The organism is Streptomyces sp. NPDC060366 (assembly GCF_042725135.1).
In the GTDB taxonomy this organism is placed as follows: domain Bacteria; phylum Actinomycetota; class Actinomycetes; order Streptomycetales; family Streptomycetaceae; genus Streptomyces.
Genome location: NZ_JBHXDC010000001.1, coordinates 416,453 through 433,773 on the forward strand (window position 1 = coordinate 416,453; position 17,321 = coordinate 433,773).

Consider the following 17,321-nt stretch of genomic DNA (forward strand, 5'->3'; position numbering starts at 1 on the left):
CAATCGCCGGACGGGCTCGATTGAGCCTGTCCGGCGATTGAGGACGAACCGGCCCGACGGACGGACCCCGCGGGACGAACCGGCCCGCCGGACGGACCCGCCACTCCCCCGCCCGCACAAAACCCATACGCAAGGCTTCCACTTCCCACGGCCCACCGGGATACTGTATGCAATGGCGCGGCCACAAGCCATGACTCATGAGGGAGCGCAGCGTGAAAAGCAGCGCAAGAAGGCGGGATCGCACGCCGAAGACCTATGCCAGGCTCGAATACCCGCTGGTGCGGGACGAGAAGGGCGGCCCGTTCCGGCGGGCGACCTGGGAAGAGGCACTTGACCGGGCGGCCGAGGGACTGGGCGCCGCACGCGGCGCGTTCGGCATGTTCTCGTGCGCCCGTGCCACGAACGAGATGAACTACGTCGCGCAGAAGTTCGCGCGAGTGGTGATGGGCACCAACAACGTCGACTCCTGCAACAGGACATGCCACGCGCCGAGCGTCGCCGGACTCTCCGCGGCCTTCGGTTCCGGCGGCGGCACCTCCTCGTACGAGGAGGTCGAGCACACCGATCTGATCGTGATGTGGGGCTCCAACGCCCGCTTCGCGCACCCGATCTTCTTCCAGCACGTCCTGCGCGGCATCAGGAACGGCGCGCGGATGTACGCCGTCGACCCCCGCCGCACCAGCACGGCCGAATGGGCCGAGAGCTGGATGGGCCTCAACGTCGGCACGGACATCCCGCTCGCCCACGCCGTCGCCCGCGAGATCATCCACGCGGGCCTCCAGAACAAGCAGTTCATCGAGCAGGCGACCACCGGTTTCGAGGAGTACGCGGCCGAGGTCGAGCCGTGGACCCTCACCGTGGCCGAGAAGGTGACGGGCGTACCCGCCGAGGCGATCCGCGACCTCGCCCACGCCTACGCCCGCGCCGAGCGGGCCCAGTTGTGCTGGACCCTCGGCATCACCGAGCACCACAACGGCACCGACAACGTCCGGGCGCTGATCAACCTGTCGCTGCTCACCGGGCACGTCGGACGGTACGGCTCCGGGGTCCAGCCCCTGCGCGGCCAGAACAACGTGCAGGGCGGCGGCGACATGGGGGCCATCCCCAACCGGCTGCCGGGCTTCCAGGACATCCTGGAAACGGATGTGCGGCGGAAGTTCGAGACCGCGTGGGACACCGTGATCCAGCCCCACTACGGCCTCAACCTGACCGACATGTTCGAGGCGATGGAGACCGGCGACCTCAGGGCCGTCTACTGCATCGGCGAGAACCCGGCCCAGTCCGAGGCCGACAGCGAGCAGGCCGTGACCCGGATGAAGGCGCTCGACTTCCTCGTGGTGCAGGACATCTTCCTCACCAGGACGGCCGAACTGGCGGACGTGGTCCTGCCCGCCACCGCCGCCTGGTGCGAGACCGACGGCACCACCACCAACAGCGAGCGCCGGGTCCAGCGCGTACGCAAGGCGCTCGACCCGCCGGGCGAGGCGCGCGAGGACATCGAGATCATCTGTGAGATCGCGGGCCGGCTCGGACACAACTGGAAGTTCGCGGACGCGGAGACCGTCTGGAACGAGCTGCGCGCCCTGTCCCCCGACCACTTCGGGATGACGTACGACCGGCTGGCCGAGCACCAGGGCATCCAGTGGCCGTGCCCAGACACCGAGCGCATCGAACCCACCTATCTGCACGGCAGGTTGTGGGACTCGGACCCCGCCAGGCGCGGCAGGCTCGCCCCGTTCGGCATCGTGAAGCACGACCCGCCGGTGGATCTGACGGACGATCAGTACCCGATCAGGCTCACCACCGGGCGCCGGCTCGACTCGTACAACACCGGTGTGCAGAGCGGGAGTTTCGCCTCCCCGCTGCGGCGCGGCGAGTACCTGGAGCTGTGCCCGGAGGACGCGCGGACGTACGGGGTCGAGGTCGGCGAGGAGGTCCAGATCTCCTCACGGCGCGGCACGGTGCGGGCGCCGGTGTGGATCGACCGCGGACTCCGTCCGGGCCTGGCCTTCATGACCATGCACTTCCCGGACGAGGTGGACACCAACCAGCTGACGATCGAGGCGAACTGCCCGATCGCCGGCACGGCCGAGTTCAAGGCGTCGGCCATCCGGATCGAGAAGTTGCCCGGAGACGTGACAGAGATGTCGGCGACAGCAGTGAGGAGCTGAGAATCAGTGGACCTGCACTTCGGTGACAGCGAACCGACGGACGAGGAGCGCGCGGCGGTCGACTCGCTGCTCGGTCCCGCGACGTCGGCGTGGGAAGGCGCGGCGGACCGGTCGGACGTGGATCTGCGCTGGGCCCGCGGTGGTCGCGAGGCACGCGAACGGCGCGACCTGCTGTTGCCGGGGTTGCACGCCGTCAACGACCGCGTGGGCTGGATCAGCGAGGGCGCGCTCGCCTACCTGTGCCGGCGGCTCACGGTGCCGCCGGCGGAGGCGTACGGCGTGGCCACGTTCTACGCGATGTTCGCGGTCAAGCCCCGCCCCGCCAAGGTGCTGCACGTCTGCACCGACCTGGCGTGCGCGGGGAACGGGTCCGCGAAGCTCTGCGCGGACCTGGAGGAACGGATGGGGGCGGCGGGCTCGGCGTCCGACGGTGTCACCTGGCAGTCGAGCCCCTGTCTCGGGCTGTGCGAACGGGCCCCGGCGGCACTGCTGTTGCAGGCGGGCACCCCGTCCGACACCGTGCCCGCGCAGCGGGACCCCCGGCTGAGGAACGTCGGCGCATCGGCGCGGGCGGGCCGTCCGGACGACAAGGACGCGCCCGTCCACGCCGAAGTCACCCCCATCCGGGCGGATCTCGGCACGGGGGACTCGCCGAACGGCGCGCCGGTCACACCCCTGCGAACGCACGCCAACGGTTCGCCGGCCGAACCCGCCCCCCGGCGCCAGGCGTTCGCCGTCATCGCGCCGGCCACGGTCGACACACTGGTCGACGCCGCCACGGCTCCAGAGGACGCCCCCGATGAGCCCTCGGCCGCCATGGCCGTACCGCAGGCCGGGCAGGAAGGTCTGCTGCTGCTCCAACGGGTCGGCGTCGTCGACCCGTTCAGCATCGACGACTACCGGTCGCACGGCGGATACGCCGCCCTGCGGCGGGCGTTCGACATCGGCCCGGCCGGAGTGATCCGGGAGGTCACCGACGCCGGACTGCTCGGGCGGGGCGGCGCGGCCTTCCCCACCGGGCGCAAGTGGCAGGCCACCGCGTCCCAGCCCGACCGGCCGCACTATCTGGTCTGCAACGCCGACGAATCGGAACCCGGCACCTTCAAGGACCGGGTGATCATGGAGGGCGACCCGTTCGCCCTGATCGAGGCCATGACGATCGCCGGTTACGCCACCGGCGCCCACGTCGGCTATCTCTATCTGCGCGGCGAGTACCCGCGCGCCCTGCACCGACTGGAGAACGCCCTCACCCAGGCCCGTCTGCGCGGGTTCCTCGGTGACGACGTCCTCGGCCAGGGTTACGCCTTCGACATCGAGATCCGCCGGGGCGCCGGCGCGTACATCTGCGGCGAGGAGACGGCCCTCTTCAACTCCATCGAGGGCTTCCGCGGCGAACCGCGCTCCAAGCCGCCGTTCCCGGTGGAGAAGGGGCTGTTCGGCAAGCCGACGGCCGCCAACAACGTCGAGACGCTGATCAACGTGCTGCCCATCCTGACGATGGGCGCCGAGGCGTACGCGGCGATCGGCACCGAGAACTCCACCGGGCCCAAGCTGTTCTGCGTCTCGGGCAGCGTCGAGCGGCCCGGCATCTACGAGTTGCCGTTCGGCGCCACGCTCGGCGAACTGCTCGATCTCGCGGGCACACCGACCGAGATCAAGGCGATCCTGCTCGGTGGCGCGGCCGGCGGTTTCGTACGGCCCGACGAGCGGGACATCCCGCTCACCTTCGAGGGGACCAGGGCCGCCGGCACCACCCTCGGCTCCGGCGTGATCCTGGTCATGGACGACACCGTCGGCCTGCCCAGGACGCTGCTGCGCATCGCCGAGTTCTTCCGCGACGAGTCCTGCGGTCAGTGCGTGCCCTGCCGGGTCGGCACCGTCCGCCAGGAGGAGGCGCTGCACCGCATCAAGGACCGTACGGGCGCCGCGGCCTCGGACGACGTCGCGCTGCTGCGCGAAGTCGGTCAGACCATGCGCGACGCCTCCATCTGCGGTCTCGGACAGACCGCGTGGAACGCCGTCGAATCCGCCATCGACCGTCTGGGGGCTTTCAAGTGACCGTTGTTCCTCTTCAACTGCCGCGCCGTCTGCTTGAGTTCACACTCGACGGCGAGCCCACCCGGGTCCCCGAGGGCTCCACGATCCTGGACGCCTGCCGGGCCGCCGGCAAGGACATCCCGACGCTCTGCGAGGGCGACACGCTCACGCCGAAGAACGCGTGCAGAGTCTGCGTCGTGGAGGTCGAGGGCGCCCGAACGCTGGCGCCGGCGTGCTCACGCCGGGCCGAGGCCGGGATGAAGGTCAGTACGGACTCCGAGCGCGCACGGACCAGCCGCAAGGTGGTCCTGGAGCTGCTCGCGTCGTCGACCGACCTGTCCACGACACCGCGCGCGGCCGAGTGGATCAAGGAGTACGAGGCGAAGCCCGACCGGTTCGGGCCCGACGCGGCCCGCGTCAACGAGACGCCGAAGATCGACAACGATCTCTACGTCCGGGACCTCGACAAATGCATCCTCTGCTACAAGTGTGTGGACGCGTGCGGCGACCAGTGGCAGAACACCTTCGCCATCTCCGTTGCCGGGCGCGGCTTCGACGCCCGTATCTCCACGGAGCACGCCGTGGCGCTGCCCGAATCGGCGTGCGTCTACTGCGGCAACTGCATCGAGGTCTGCCCGACGGGCGCGCTCAGCTTCAAGTCCGAGTTCGACATGCGCGAGGCGGGCACCTGGGACGAGTCGGCGCAGACGGAGACCACGACGATCTGCGCGTACTGCGGCGTCGGCTGCAACCTCACGCTGCACGTGCAGGAGAATGAGATCGTCAAGGTCACCTCACCGCACGACAACCCGGTGACCCACGGCAACCTGTGCATCAAGGGCCGTTTCGGCTACCAGCACGCGCAACAGCGCCAGTAGCGGCATCGGGACCAGCACCAGCAGAGCCGGATCGAGCGAGGAAAGGGGAGGATCACCGTGGGACGCGTCACCGAGCGCCGCCGCACCATCCGCATCAGGGACGGGGCTGTCACCACCCGCCCGGACACCCTGGTCGCCGAGGAGCCCATGGAGATCCGGCTGAACGGCAAGCCGCTCGCCATCACCATGCGCACACCGGGCGACGACTTCGCGCTCGCCGCCGGATTCCTGGTCAGCGAGGGCGTCCTCGGCTCGGCCGACGACGTCCGGTCGATCGTGTACTGCGCCGGTGCGACGGACGACGGCTCGAACACGTACAACGTGGTGGACGTCCAGCTCGCGCCCGGCGTCCCGATGCCGGACATCACGCTGGAACGCAACGTCTACACCACGTCCTCGTGCGGCCTGTGCGGCAAGGCCAGCCTCGACGCCGTACGCACCACGGCGCGCTTCCCGATCGCCGACACTCCCCCGGTCCGTGTCGAACCGGCTCTGCTCTCCGACCTCCCCGACCGGTTGCGGGCGGCACAGCGGGTCTTCGACCGGACCGGGGGTCTGCACGCGGCGGCCCTGTTCTCCGAGGACGGAGAACTCCTCGACATCCGGGAGGACGTGGGCCGCCACAACGCGGTCGACAAGCTTGTCGGCCGGGCCCTCCAGCAGGGTCTGCTGCCCCTGTCACGGGTGATCCTGCTGGTGTCGGGGCGAGCGTCCTTCGAACTCGCCCAGAAGGCGGTGATGGCCGGGATTCCGATCCTGGCGGCGGTCTCCGCACCGTCGTCCCTCGCCGTCGACCTCGCCGCGGAGAGCGGGCTGACCCTGGTCGGCTTCCTCCGCGGCCCCTCCATGAACGTGTATGCCGGCGACGAGCGCATCGCCCTCCACAGCGAGGTGTGACGCGCCGCCGCGGCACGGGATACACGGGACAAGGCCCCGGCCGGCGGGGAGCGCCCCCTGCGCCGGCCGGGGTCCCTCCTGCTTTTTTGTGGGGCTCGGTTCGCCTGGGTTTCGCCCGGTGTTCAGGCCCGCACGGGGGTCGGCCGGTCCGCGGATGGGGCATCGGACAGCGATTCGTCGGGCAGGGGCTCGCGCGAGCGGCGCTTCGCGATCATCGCGCAGACCACCAGTTGCAGCATGTGGAACAGCATCAGCGGCAGCACCGCCAGGCTGGCCTGCGCGCCGAACAGCACACTCGCCATCGGCAGCCCCGCCGCGAGACTCTTCTTCGACCCGGCGAACTGGATCGCCACCCGGTCCGCCCTGTCGAAGCCCAGCCGGCGCGCCCCGTACCAGCTGACCGTCAGCATCGCCGCGAGCAGCACCACCTCGACCGCGAACAGCGCGCCCAGCCTCCCCGGAGTCACCCGGCTCCAGACGCCGGCCACCATGCCCTGGCTGAAGGCCGTGTAGACGACCAGCAGGATCGATCCGCGGTCCACCCGGCCCAGCAGCGTGCGGTGCCGGGTGAGGAATCCGCCGACCCAGCGGCGCAGCAACTGCCCCGCCACGAAGGGCAGCAGCAACTGCGCCACGATCCGCAGCAGTGAGTCGGGCGAGAACCCGTTGGCGCCGCCGCCGAGCAGGAGGGCGGCGAGCAGCGGTGTCACCACGATGCCCGCGATGCTGGAGAAGGACCCGGCGCAGATCGCCGCGGGCACGTTGCCGCGTGCCATGGAGGTGAAGGCGATGGACGACTGGATCGTCGAGGGCACCAGGCACAGGAAGAGCAGCCCGCTGTAGAGCTCCGGTGTCAAGGCGAAGGGCACGAGTCCCCGCGCGGCCAGCCCCAGCAGCGGAAACACCAGGAACGTGCAGGCCAGGACGGTCAGATGGAGCCGCCAGCTCTTGAGGCCGTCCAGCGCCTCACGGGTGGAGAGCCGGGCGCCGTACAGGAAGAACAGGAGCGCGACCGCGCCGGTCGTCGCCCCGCCGGCGACGTCCGCCGTGGTGCCGGACGCGGGCAGCAGCGCCGCGAGGGCGACGGTGCCGAGGAGGACGAGGATGTACGGGTCGACCGGCAGACGCGCGAACCGGCGCCACCCCGTACGGGGGGCCGATGATGCCGGGGACGAGGAGGAGGCCGGGCGACGGCGGAAGGGGCGCGGACGGGGGGACGAGGTGCGGCGGTTCATGTGCTCCACTGGCTCTTGCTCTGCTCTGGATCTTGTCCGGGTTCCGGGACGGATCGCGCGCTCTCCATCGTCCAGGGTCCGAGCTTGATCGGGAATCCCGCATACGGCTCTGACTGTCATCACGTTCCGCGATGACGGGAGCTACCCTGGGCCGCATGTACGACCCCGTCCAGCTCCGCACCTTCCTGGCCGTGGCACAGACCCTGAGCTTCACGCAGGCCGCCCGGCGGCTGGACGTACGGCAGTCGACGGTCAGCCAGCACGTACGGCGGCTGGAGGCGGCGGCCGGGGACCGGCAGCTCTTCACGCGGGACACGCACAGCGTGGAGCTGACCGAGGACGGTGAGGCCATGCTCGGCTTCGCCCGTACGATCCTCGCGGCCCACGAGCGGGCGGCGGCGTACTTCTCCGGGACCCGCCTCAGGGGCCGGCTGCGCTTCGGCGCCTCCGAGGACTTCGTCCTGACGCGTCTGCCCGAGATCCTGGAGTCTTTCCGCACCGACCACCCCGAGGTCGATCTGGAGCTGACCGTCGAACTCTCCGGCACGCTCCATGAGCGGCTGGCGGCCGGCGAGCTGGATCTGGTGCTGGCCAAGCGCCGGGGCGGTGACACGCACGGCGAACTGGTGTGGCAGTCCACGCTGACCTGGATCGGGGCGCCGCGGCTGCGGATCGACCCCGAGCGTCCGGTGCCGCTGATCCTGTTCCCCGCGCCCGGCATCACGCGCGCCCGCGCGCTGGAGGTGCTGGAGGCGGACGGCCGCGCGTGGCGCATCGCCTGTACGAGCGCGAGCCTGAGCGGGCTGGTAGCGGCGGCCCGCGCGGGGCTGGGCGTGATGGCCCACACCCGTGGTCTGATCCCGCCGGGCCTGGTGCCGGTGCCGGCCCGCGCGGGGCTGCCGGAGCTGGGTGATGTGGACTTCGTCCTGCTGCACGGACGGCGCGGCGGGCACGGACGGCGGGCGGGCGTCCCGGGAGGGGCCGACCGGAGCCCGGCGGACGCGCTCGCCGCCGCCATCCTGGCGGGCGGCGACCGGCTGCACCGCCCCGCCGACGCGCGCTGAGGCGCCGAGGCGCGCCGCTCACGGCTCAGCCACCACATCCGCAACCGACGAGAACCCGCCACACCGAGGCGGTGGTACAGGCCAAGCCCTCCGTGCCTGGCGGGGACCGTAATCGCACCGTACAGATTCGGTGGAGATTCCCGCCAAGCGCACTTACTCTACGGTCAGAAGCCGTCCCGGCGCCTTCCCCCGGAACTCCTCCCACGCCTCTGACCTGGTGCGATACGGCAAGACACCACTTCCGTCCGCTCCCTCCCGCCGGACCTCCCCTTGGGGTACCGTCACGGCGCCGTGCGGAGCGCCACAAGGAGCAGGTCATTGCGCGAGTTCACTGTCCGACCCATGGCGTCTGCGCCCCATGTGGGCGGGCTGGCGGACGTCGTATTCGATCACGCCCTGGACGATCCCGACCGCGTCGCGCTCGGCCGTAAAGGCCCCGACGACATCTGGCGGGACGTGAGTTCGGCCGAGTTCCGCGACGAGGTGCTGGCCCTGGCGAAGGGACTGCTGGCACACGGCGTCCGGTTCGGGGACCGCGTCGCGATCATGTGCCGCACCCGGTACGAGTGGACGGTCTTCGACTTCGCGCTGTGGTCGGTCGGCGCCCACTCCGTGCCGGTCTACCCGACGTCGTCCGCCGAGCAGGTCTTCTGGATGCTGTACGACGCCGAGGTGTCGGCCTGCATGGTCGAGCACGAGGACCACGCGATGACCGTCGGCTCGGTGATCGACCGGCTCCCCCGCCTCAAGCGGCTGTGGCAGCTCGACGCCGGCGCGGTCGCCGAACTGAACGCCGCCGGCGTCGACATCGACGACGACGTGGTGCACCGGCACCGCCGGGCGGTGACACCCGACTCGACGGCCACGGTCATCTACACCTCGGGCACCACCGGCCGCCCCAAGGGCTGTGTGATCACGCACGCGAACTTCATGTTCGAGACGGACACGATGATCGCCCGCTGGGAGCCGGTCTTCCACTCCAAGCGCGGTGACGAGGCGTCGACGCTCCTCTTCCTGCCCCTCGCGCACGTCTTCGGCCGCATGGTCGAGATCGCCGCGGTCCGGGGCCGGGTGAAGCTCGGCCACCAGCCGGTGATGCGGGCGGCCGAACTGCTCCCGGATCTGGCCGCGTTCCGGCCGAGCTTCATCCTGGCCGTGCCGTACATCTTCGAGAAGATCTTCCACGCGGCGCGCCGAAAGGCGGAGCGTGAGGGGAGGACGGGGCCCTTCGACAAGGCCGTGGACGTGGCGGTGAGGCACGCGGAGGCGATGGAGCACAAGGCGTTCGGGAGCGGCCCCGGCCCGTCGGCGGGGCTGCGGATCCAGCACCAGTTCTTCGAGAAGGCCGTGTACTCCAAGGTCCGCGCCGCGATGGGCGGCCGGGTGCGGCACGCGATGTCGGGCGGCTCGGGCATGGACCGGCAGCTCGGCCTCTTCTTCGAGGGCGCCGGCGTCACGGTCTTCGAGGGGTACGGCCTGACGGAGTCCAGCGCGGCGGCGACGGCCAACCCGCCGGAGCGCACCCGGTACGGGACCGTCGGCCAGCCGATTCCCGGGACCACCGTGCACATCGCGAAGGACGGCGAGGTGTGGCTGCACGGCGAGCACGTCTTCGCGGGCTATCTGAACGACCCGAAGGCCACCGACGCCGTCCTGCGGGACGGCTGGCTCGCCACGGGCGACCTCGGCGCGCTCGACGAGGACGGCTATCTGACCATCACCGGGCGGAAGAAGGAGATCCTGGTGACGTCGGGCGGCAAGAGCGTGTCGCCGGCCGGCCTGGAGGAGCGCGTACGGGCCCATCCGCTGGTCGCGCAGTGCATCGTGGTCGGCAACGACCGGCCGTACATCGCCGCGCTGGTCACCGTCGACCAGGAGGCCGTGGACCACTGGCTCGCGATTCAGGGCAAGCCGCCACTGGGCCCGGTGGACCTGGTGCGCGACCCGGATCTGGAACTGGAGGTCCGGCGCGCGGTGGTGGCGGCCAACACGCTGGTGTCGCAGGCCGAGTCGATCCGTACGTTCCGGATCCTGGCGCATCCCTTCAGCGAGGAGCACGGGCTGCTGACACCGTCGCTGAAGCTGAAGCGCAAGGCGATCGAGACGGCGTACACGGTCGAGGTGGACGCGCTCTACCGCTGACCGGGGCGCGGGTGGGACTCGTGCGGACGTACGAGTGGGAATACGGGAATGCGGGCGCGCCCGCGTTCGTTGGGCCCCTGAGAATCAACCGACGACGTAAGGATCGACCGCACGTGAGTAAGGTCCCCTCCCTCACCCTCAACAACGGCGTCGAAATGCCCCAACTGGGGTTCGGTGTCTGGCAGGTGCCCGACGACGAGGCGACGCGGTCGGTGAGTACGGCCCTGGAGGCCGGCTACCGCAGCATCGACACGGCGGCGATCTACGGGAACGAAGAGGGCACGGGCAAGGCGATCGGCGCCTCCGGGATCGCCCGCGAAGACCTCTTCGTCACCACCAAGTTGTGGAACGGCAAGAAAGAGACCTGGACACGGGACGGTGTCCTGCGCGAGTTCGACACGTCCCTGTCGAAGCTTGGTCTCGACCACGTCGACCTGTATCTGATCCACTGGCCGCGCGCCGTGCGTGACGACTACCTGACCATCTGGCGCGCGTTCGAGGAGATCGCCGGGAGCGGCAGGGCGAAGGCGATCGGCGTGTCCAACTTCCAGCCCGCGCATCTGCGGCGGCTGCTGGACGAGACGTCGGTCGTACCCGCGGTCAACCAGGTGGAGCTGCACCCGCTGTTCCAGCAGACCGAGGTCCGCGCCGTCAACGCCGAACACGGCATCGTGACGGAAGCCTGGTCGCCGCTCGGCTCCGGCAAGGGGCTGCTCGAAGTCCCGACGGTGCTGGCGATCGCCCGCAAGCACGGGCGGACGGCCGCGCAGATCGTGCTTCGCTGGCACCTTCAGCTGGGCAATGTGGCGATCCCGAAGTCCGTGACGCCGTCGCGGATCACCGAGAACTTCGAGGTGTTCGGCTTCGAGCTGGACGCGGAGGACCTGGCGGCGCTCGCGGCGCTGGACTCCGGAACACGTCTGGGCTTCAACCCGGACACGTACGACGGCTGAGGCCCCGCTGTCCTCGATCGCCGGACGGGCCGCGAATGCGGCCCGTCCGGCGATCGAGGACAAAGCACTAAGCCCGTCCGGCGATCGAGGACAGGCGCGACCCGCGCGCCACGCTCCCCCGGTACCCACCCACCTCACGCCCCAGCAGCGTCAGCCCCGCGAGAAGGCAGATCATGCCCGCGGGCACGCTCCAGTGGTTGCGGCCGAAGCCCATGCCGACCGCCATCACCACCGTCCCGGCGGTCACCAGCGCGGCCGACGCGGGCGTACCGCGCCGTACGACCGCGGCCAGGATCGCGAAGACGACCAGCCCGACGAAGATCACCTGCGCCCCGATGCCGTAGACGATCGCCTCGGCGCCGGGAATGTCCTTCACCCCGGCGAAGGCGTCCTTGAGTTCGGCGCTGTTCGCCGACGTGAAACCGCCGACAAGGTCGATGGACAGTTGGACCATGTTCGCCAAAGCGCTGAGCAGGACGACCCCGACACTCGCGGTCAGCGCGATCCGCTGCCCCGCGGTCCGCGCCCCGGTGATCTCACGGAAGCGCAGGCTCATCGCGGCGAAGAGGACGAATCCCGCGAGCCACACCGCGTGCGCGGCCGTCCACCAGCCGCCCGGTTCGGACCGGCCGTCGATCGGCCGCATCAGCAGCCAGCCGCCGAGAAAGAGCGCGGGCGCGGCCGCGAACAGCACACTGGTACTCGGGCGCTTCATGTTCGTCAGGTTCATGCTCGAACCTTCCCAGCGGCCCGATGTCACGTCACTCGGGGCGGCACCCGGACGTCCCTAGGGCTTTCCCCCGGTCGCCAACTCCGGTTTCCCCGTGCGGTGTTCCTGCGGGCTGATGCCCCGCACCCGCTTGAAGGCCGCGCTCAGCGCGAACGAGCCGCCGTAGCCGACCTGCCGGGCGATCGACTCGACCGTGGCGTCCGTCTCCCGAAGCCGGTCGGCCGCCAACGAGAGCCGCCAGTCGGCGAGATACGCCATCGGGGACTCGCCCACCAGCGCGGTGAAACGGCGGGCCAGCGCCGCGCGGGAGACCCCGCACTTCGCGGCGAGCGACGCGACGGTCCAGGGCTGGGCGGGCTCGTTCTGGAGGAGCCGCAGCGCCTGGCCCACCACCGGGTCGCCCATAGCCCGGTACCAGCCGGGCGCCGCCGCGTCGGGGCGGGAGAACCACGTGCGCAGCGCGGCGATCAGCAGCAGATCGAGCACCCGGTCGAGCACGACGCTCTGGCCGGGGTCGTCCCGTGAGATCTCGTCGTCCAGGACCGGCAGCAGCGGACAGTCCCAGGCGTCGGCGGGCAGGTGGAGCACGTCGGGCAGCGCGTCGAGTAGCCGCCGGCTGACCTCGCCGTCCATCCCGTAGGTGCCGACGAGCATCGTCGACGACCCGTCGGGGGCGTTGCCCCAGGTCCGTACGCCGAGGTTCATGGACTGGGCGAGCGGTTCGCCGTGCAGGGTGTGGCAGGTGCCGCCGGGACCGATGAGGGCGTGCGGCGCACTGCCGGGAGCGTCGGTGACGGTGTACGCCTCCGGGCCCCGCACGATCGCGATGTCGCCGGGACGCAGTACGACGGGCTCCGTGCCCGAGTCGTGGACGAGCCATGCCTCGCCGCGCGTGACGCACATCAGACAGAGCGGGGCGTGGTCCTCGATCCGTACGGACCACGGCGGTTCCATCACCATGCGCAACAGGAAGGCCCCTCGGGCGCGGGGTCCGTCGAGAAGTCCGGCGAGTGCGTCCATACCGGCCAGACTAAACGCGCCGCCGTGGACGGCCGGAGACCTGCCTCAGCCCGCCCCGTGCACGGGTGCGATCTCCTCGACCCGTGCCGCCAGATCGAAGTCGCGGTCGGTGATCCCGCCCACGTCGTGCGAGTTCACGGCCAGGTCGACGGTGTTGTAGCCGAGGGTGAGATCGGAGTGGTGGTTCAGCTCCTCCTGGATGCGTGCGACGTGCACGACCATCGCCGCCGCCGCGAAGTGGTCGGCGAGCCGGTAGCTACGGGCGATCTTCCCGTCCTCGACGGACCACTCGGGCAGCGCCGCGAGCCGGTCCTCGATCTCCTGGGACGTCAGCGAGTTCTTCGCCATGGGTCACTCCTTACGAGGTCCGCCGGGGACCCTCGCCAGTTCGGGAGACGCGGTGTCGAGCGGCACGGTGTAGGAGCGTACGAGCCCGAGCTGTACGCCCTGCCGGGGCAGCACCGCGTCCAGTATCCAGTCCGCCGCGACGCGGACCCGGTTCCCCGGCATGGCCGCCAGATGGTAACCGCGGGTGACGGCTCCGGCGAGCGGGCCGGAGAGCGGCACCCCGAGCGGGTTGGCGGCGGCCTTGACCCCGCCGAGATCGACGAGGAAGCCGAGATCGTGGTGCGCGTACGTGCGCGTCTCCCCGTGACCGAGGGACGCGGCCACGTTGTGGCCGGCCACCCTGCCCTGGCGGGACGCGTGCTGCGCGGTCATGGGGGTGTACTCCCCCGGTCTGGTCAGGTCGGGTACGGCGGCGGCGTCGCCGCACGCGAAGACCTCCGGGTGACCGGGGACGTTGAGCCGCGGATCGACCCGCAGCCTGCCGCGTTCGACGGGCAGTCCGACCTCGCTGACCAGCGGGTCGGGCCGGACGCCGACGCACCAGACGAGGGTCCGTGTCTCGACGAACTCCCCGTCGTCGAGCTGGACGCCCTTCGGTGTGGCCTCCGTGACGGACGTGCCGGTGCGGACGTCCACTCCGCGTCCGCGCAGTACGCGCTGGGCGGTTTCGGAGAGCCTGCGGTCCAGTTCCGGCAGGATCCTGGGCGCGATGTCGACGAGCAGCCAGCGCGGCGCGGGCCGGTGCTTGCTGCCGGGCTGTTTGCGGACCAGGGCGTCGGTGTAGAGCTTGCCCTGGGCGGCGACCTCGGTGCCGGTGTAGCCCGCGCCGACCACCACGAAGGTGGTGCGCGCCCTGCTCACGGCGCTGTCGTCGGCCGCGGCGAGTTCTATCTGGCGGGTGACGTGGTCGCGCAGGTACAGGGCCTCGGGCAGGCCCCGGAAGCCGTGCGCGTTCTCGGTGACGCCGGGGATCGGCAGCAGTTTGTTGACGCTGCCGACGGCGAGGACCAGCCGGTCGTAGGTAAGCTCGCCGGTTTCGCCCTCGGGGCCGGTGTACCGCACGAGCCGTTTCGCCAGGTCGACGTGGTCCGCCTCGCCCAGTACGACGCGTACCCGCGGCAGCGCCCCGTGCAGGGAGACGGTCACCCGGCGTGGCTCCAGGATCCCGGCGGCCACCTGGGGCAGGAGCGGTAGGTAGAGGAAGTAGTCGGTCGGGTTGAGCAGGACGACCTCGGCCTTGTCCCGTACGCTCCGGCAGAGCGTACGGGCGGCCTCGAATCCGGCGAATCCGGCTCCCACGACGACGACGCGCGGACGGCTTGTACGGCTCACGTTCGGCTCCGAACTGTGGCTGTCTGCCCCGTCCGCCCCATTATCCTCGCGTGCGCCGGTACTGCGACATGATCTCGGCGGGCGTGAGCGCCCGGTCGAAGAACATCAGGTCGTCCATCCGGCAGTCGCAGGGATTGCCCTCCTGGGTGTTCTGCGGATAGCTGCCGCCGATCTTGATTCCGCGCGGATCGGTGGGCGACGCGGCGTCGGGTTCCGGTGGCCCGTCCACCGCCCACGGGTCACCGGCCACGACGTGCCGGCCGGGCAGCGGGCGGCCGTCGCGGTACAGCGCCATCGTGCCGTTGTCGAAGTCGAACGTCGCGGCGAGTGACACCCAGGTGTCGGGCGGCAGGATCTGCCGCCAGTCGGCGTCGGCCGCGAACGTCTGTGAACTCCCGTTGTCCAGCCGGCGGCCGAGCGCGACGACCTTCATCTCCCCGTTGACCGTGATGAGTTCGAGCAGGGCTCGCACATCGTGGCCCTGCGAGGTGCCGGAGAGGATCCCGGCGAGGCCGATCGCGTTGTAACGGTCGTCCGGATCGGCGGTGTTGGAGTTCGGCGAGGGATTGTCGGCGGTCATCCTGAACCAGCCCATGACGGTGGTCTCGCGCACGCCGTTGAAGGCGCCGAGGGTCGGCACCCCCTGCGGGCCGTACACGCCCGCCTTCCAGTCGTCGGTGCCGGCGGTCCCGGGCGAGACCTGTCGGGTACGCAGGACCCGGCCGGGCCGCTCGTCGTCCCTCACCCGTGACTGCGCGCCGCCGTTGACGAGTTCGAGCGCGGTGCCCGACCTGCCCCGGTCCCGCTCGCGGGCCGGGTCACCGGGGACGGGGTGCTCGAAGTCGTACGCGGCGACCGGACGCGGCGTGTGCGCGGGCCCGACCGACGCCCGGTCCGCGGGCCCGCCCGCCGGAACGAACCCCGTGACCAGGAGGGTCGCGGCGGAGGCGAGTGCCAGGGCGAGTCGGCCGCGTCCCGGTGTGTCAGCGCGCATCGGTCACCTTCCAGATCTTCCCGTTGGCCTTGGCGAGCACGTACAGCTCACCGGCGCGGTCCGTGCCGAACCGGAGGTCGACCCGGTCGTCCCCGGCCAGTTCCGCCATCGAGGTCGTCGCGCCCGCCGCGTCGATGACCTTGAACTGGTGCACCTCGGCGAGCGGCCCGCCACGGCGCATGTCCGCCACCTCGGAGTAGAAGATCCGGCCGCCGACGCCCTCGCCGTAGACGTACTTGCCGCGCAACTCCGGGATTTCCGCGCCTCGGTAGACGAAGCCGCCGATCAGCGCGTTGCCGCTGTCGGCGCACGGTGTGGCCGGCGGCGGCACGTGGTCGAAGGCCGCGACCGGATAGGTGTAGCCGTACTGCTCGTCGTTGTCGGGGAGTTGGTAGACGCCACAGGTCGGGTTCCCCTCCTTGCGGTACTCGAAGGGCCCCTCGCGGTCGCTCCAGCCGAGGTTGTCACCGGCCCTGACGTCGTAGACGGACTCGATGCGGTGCTCCCCGATGTTCCCGACGAACATCTGTCCGCTGCCCGCGGAGTCCCAGCTGAAGCGGTGCGGGTCCCGGAAGCCGTACGCGTAGATCTCGCCGAGCACGTACTGCCGGTGTGTGAAGGGGTTGGACGGCGGGATGCCGTACTTGCCGCCGGGGCCGTTGTGGCCGCTCGGGTCGATGCGCAGGATCTTGCCCTGCGGTACGTACAGATCCTGCGGTACGGAACTGCGCCAGCCCGCTCCCCCGTCGCCGGCCGCGATGTAGAGCAGCCCGTAATCCTCGTCGCCGGGGCGGGCGTTGGGGTTGAAGTTGATCTCCTGGATGTCGTGGATCGTGCTCTGGAAGCCGAGCCGCATCACCTCGCGGCGCGAGCCGTCGAAGGTCGTGGCGGCCGGGTCGTCGGCCGTCCACTCCGTGACCACGCTGTGGACGACCGTGACTCCGCCGGAGGGCAGGTCAGGACGCTTCTTGAGCGCGTCCCTGGCCTCGGTGTGGACGGTGTAGAACTTGCCGTTGTCCGCGAACTCCGGGTGGAAGGCGACGAATCCGAAGCCGCTGCCGAGCCCCTGGTGGGACCAGAAGTCGGGGCCGAAGGCGGCGCCGACGTCCAGGTACTCGGTGGGTGTGCCCGCGTCGTCCAGCAGATGCAGCTTGCCGTTGAGGTCGGGGACGTACAACCGGCCCGAGCTGTCCGGGACTTCACCGACGAAGTTGATCCGGGCCCAGCGCTTCAGCCGGTCGTCGGTCGGTGGCGGTACCGGTTCGGACTTGGGGAGGGTCGAGAACTCGTCAAGAACCAGGCCAATTTCGGAGAGCGTCGGGTCGGGCAGCGGATCGGCGACCGGCCCGTCCTCCCGCGCCACGGCCGGTGGCACGAAAAGCGCCATCAGCAGCACCCCCGCCGCAATGGCCAGTCGACTTCTGCCTGTTGTTCCGGGCTTGGGCATCCCGCTCACCTCATCGGCTCGGACGGTGCGGTCCGGACAGTGTGACCCCGGACCGCGCAGAAAGCGCTTCCTA

General features: G+C 70.7%; 14 protein-coding genes. 7 read left to right on the forward strand and 7 right to left on the reverse strand.

All coding sequences use genetic code 11. The features are described from left to right. Nucleotides 1–212 precede the first annotated feature (212 nt). The 4 genes from ACFWHU_RS01660 to fdhD are packed head-to-tail and all read left to right on the forward strand — an operon-like array spanning nt 213 to nt 5,983. Nucleotides 213–2,171: a molybdopterin oxidoreductase family protein gene (locus ACFWHU_RS01660; RefSeq protein ID WP_387223153.1), complete on the forward strand. Its 1,959-nt coding sequence runs from the start codon at nt 213–215 to the stop codon at nt 2,169–2,171. Between the two features lie 6 nt (nt 2,172–2,177). Next, nucleotides 2,178–4,229, forward strand: coding sequence for an NAD(P)H-dependent oxidoreductase subunit E (locus ACFWHU_RS01665; protein WP_387223156.1), 2,052 nt, complete (start codon nt 2,178–2,180; stop codon nt 4,227–4,229). Beyond that, on the forward strand, nt 4,226–5,086 hold the full coding sequence (locus ACFWHU_RS01670; RefSeq protein WP_385804036.1) for a 2Fe-2S iron-sulfur cluster-binding protein: 861 nt from the start codon (nt 4,226–4,228) through the stop codon (nt 5,084–5,086). The genes ACFWHU_RS01665 and ACFWHU_RS01670 overlap by 4 nt, the downstream gene beginning before the upstream one ends. Nucleotides 5,087–5,143: 57 nt before the next feature. Next, nucleotides 5,144–5,983 carry a formate dehydrogenase accessory sulfurtransferase FdhD gene (gene fdhD, locus ACFWHU_RS01675; RefSeq protein ID WP_385804033.1) on the forward strand — a complete coding sequence of 280 codons (840 nt, stop codon included), beginning with the start codon at nt 5,144–5,146 and terminating at the stop codon, nt 5,981–5,983. A 122-nt stretch (nt 5,984–6,105) separates the two neighbouring features. Here fdhD and ACFWHU_RS01680 read toward each other — a convergent pair whose 3' ends face one another. Then, on the reverse strand, nt 6,106–7,218 hold the full coding sequence (locus ACFWHU_RS01680; protein WP_387223159.1) for a bile acid:sodium symporter family protein: 1,113 nt from the start codon (nt 7,216–7,218) through the stop codon (nt 6,106–6,108). A gap of 146 nt (nt 7,219–7,364) precedes the next feature. On the opposite strand from ACFWHU_RS01680, the gene ACFWHU_RS01685 reads away from it, so the two are divergent. From ACFWHU_RS01685 to ACFWHU_RS01695, 3 genes are all read left to right on the forward strand, one after another. Then, the gene (locus ACFWHU_RS01685) at nt 7,365–8,282 is read left to right on the forward strand and encodes a LysR substrate-binding domain-containing protein (protein WP_387223949.1); all 918 of its coding nucleotides are present in this window, start codon (nt 7,365–7,367) and stop codon (nt 8,280–8,282) included. Nucleotides 8,283–8,624: 342 nt separating this feature from the next. Beyond that, nucleotides 8,625–10,424: an AMP-dependent synthetase/ligase gene (locus ACFWHU_RS01690; RefSeq protein ID WP_385804027.1), complete on the forward strand. Its 1,800-nt coding sequence runs from the start codon at nt 8,625–8,627 to the stop codon at nt 10,422–10,424. 113 nt (nt 10,425–10,537) lie between these two features. Further along, nucleotides 10,538–11,377 carry an aldo/keto reductase gene (locus tag ACFWHU_RS01695; protein ID WP_385804024.1) on the forward strand — a complete coding sequence of 280 codons (840 nt, stop codon included), beginning with the start codon at nt 10,538–10,540 and terminating at the stop codon, nt 11,375–11,377. Nucleotides 11,378–11,444: 67 nt separating this feature from the next. Here ACFWHU_RS01695 and ACFWHU_RS01700 read toward each other — a convergent pair whose 3' ends face one another. From ACFWHU_RS01700 to ACFWHU_RS01725, 6 genes are read right to left on the reverse strand one after another with little or no spacing between them, the layout of a single operon-like run. Beyond that, nucleotides 11,445–12,107 (reverse strand): hypothetical protein, encoded by a 663-nt coding sequence (locus ACFWHU_RS01700; protein WP_387223162.1) that lies wholly within the window; start codon nt 12,105–12,107, stop codon nt 11,445–11,447. 57 nt (nt 12,108–12,164) lie between these two features. Next, nucleotides 12,165–13,127 (reverse strand): AraC family transcriptional regulator, encoded by a 963-nt coding sequence (locus tag ACFWHU_RS01705; RefSeq protein ID WP_385802151.1) that lies wholly within the window; start codon nt 13,125–13,127, stop codon nt 12,165–12,167. Between the two features lie 45 nt (nt 13,128–13,172). Beyond that, a complete protein-coding gene (locus ACFWHU_RS01710) occupies nt 13,173–13,475 on the reverse strand; it encodes a 4a-hydroxytetrahydrobiopterin dehydratase (RefSeq protein ID WP_385802149.1) in 303 nt (100 codons plus the stop codon). Nucleotides 13,476–13,478: 3 nt separating this feature from the next. After that, nucleotides 13,479–14,807, reverse strand: coding sequence for an NAD(P)/FAD-dependent oxidoreductase (locus ACFWHU_RS01715; protein ID WP_387223166.1), 1,329 nt, complete (start codon nt 14,805–14,807; stop codon nt 13,479–13,481). Nucleotides 14,808–14,847: 40 nt separating this feature from the next. Further along, nucleotides 14,848–15,801 carry a LamG-like jellyroll fold domain-containing protein gene (locus ACFWHU_RS01720; RefSeq protein WP_385802145.1) on the reverse strand — a complete coding sequence of 318 codons (954 nt, stop codon included), beginning with the start codon at nt 15,799–15,801 and terminating at the stop codon, nt 14,848–14,850. Then, a complete protein-coding gene (locus ACFWHU_RS01725; RefSeq protein ID WP_385802143.1) occupies nt 15,791–17,188 on the reverse strand; it encodes a PQQ-dependent sugar dehydrogenase in 1,398 nt (465 codons plus the stop codon). Before ACFWHU_RS01725 ends, ACFWHU_RS01720 begins: the two co-directional genes overlap by 11 nt. Nucleotides 17,189–17,321 lie beyond the last annotated feature (133 nt).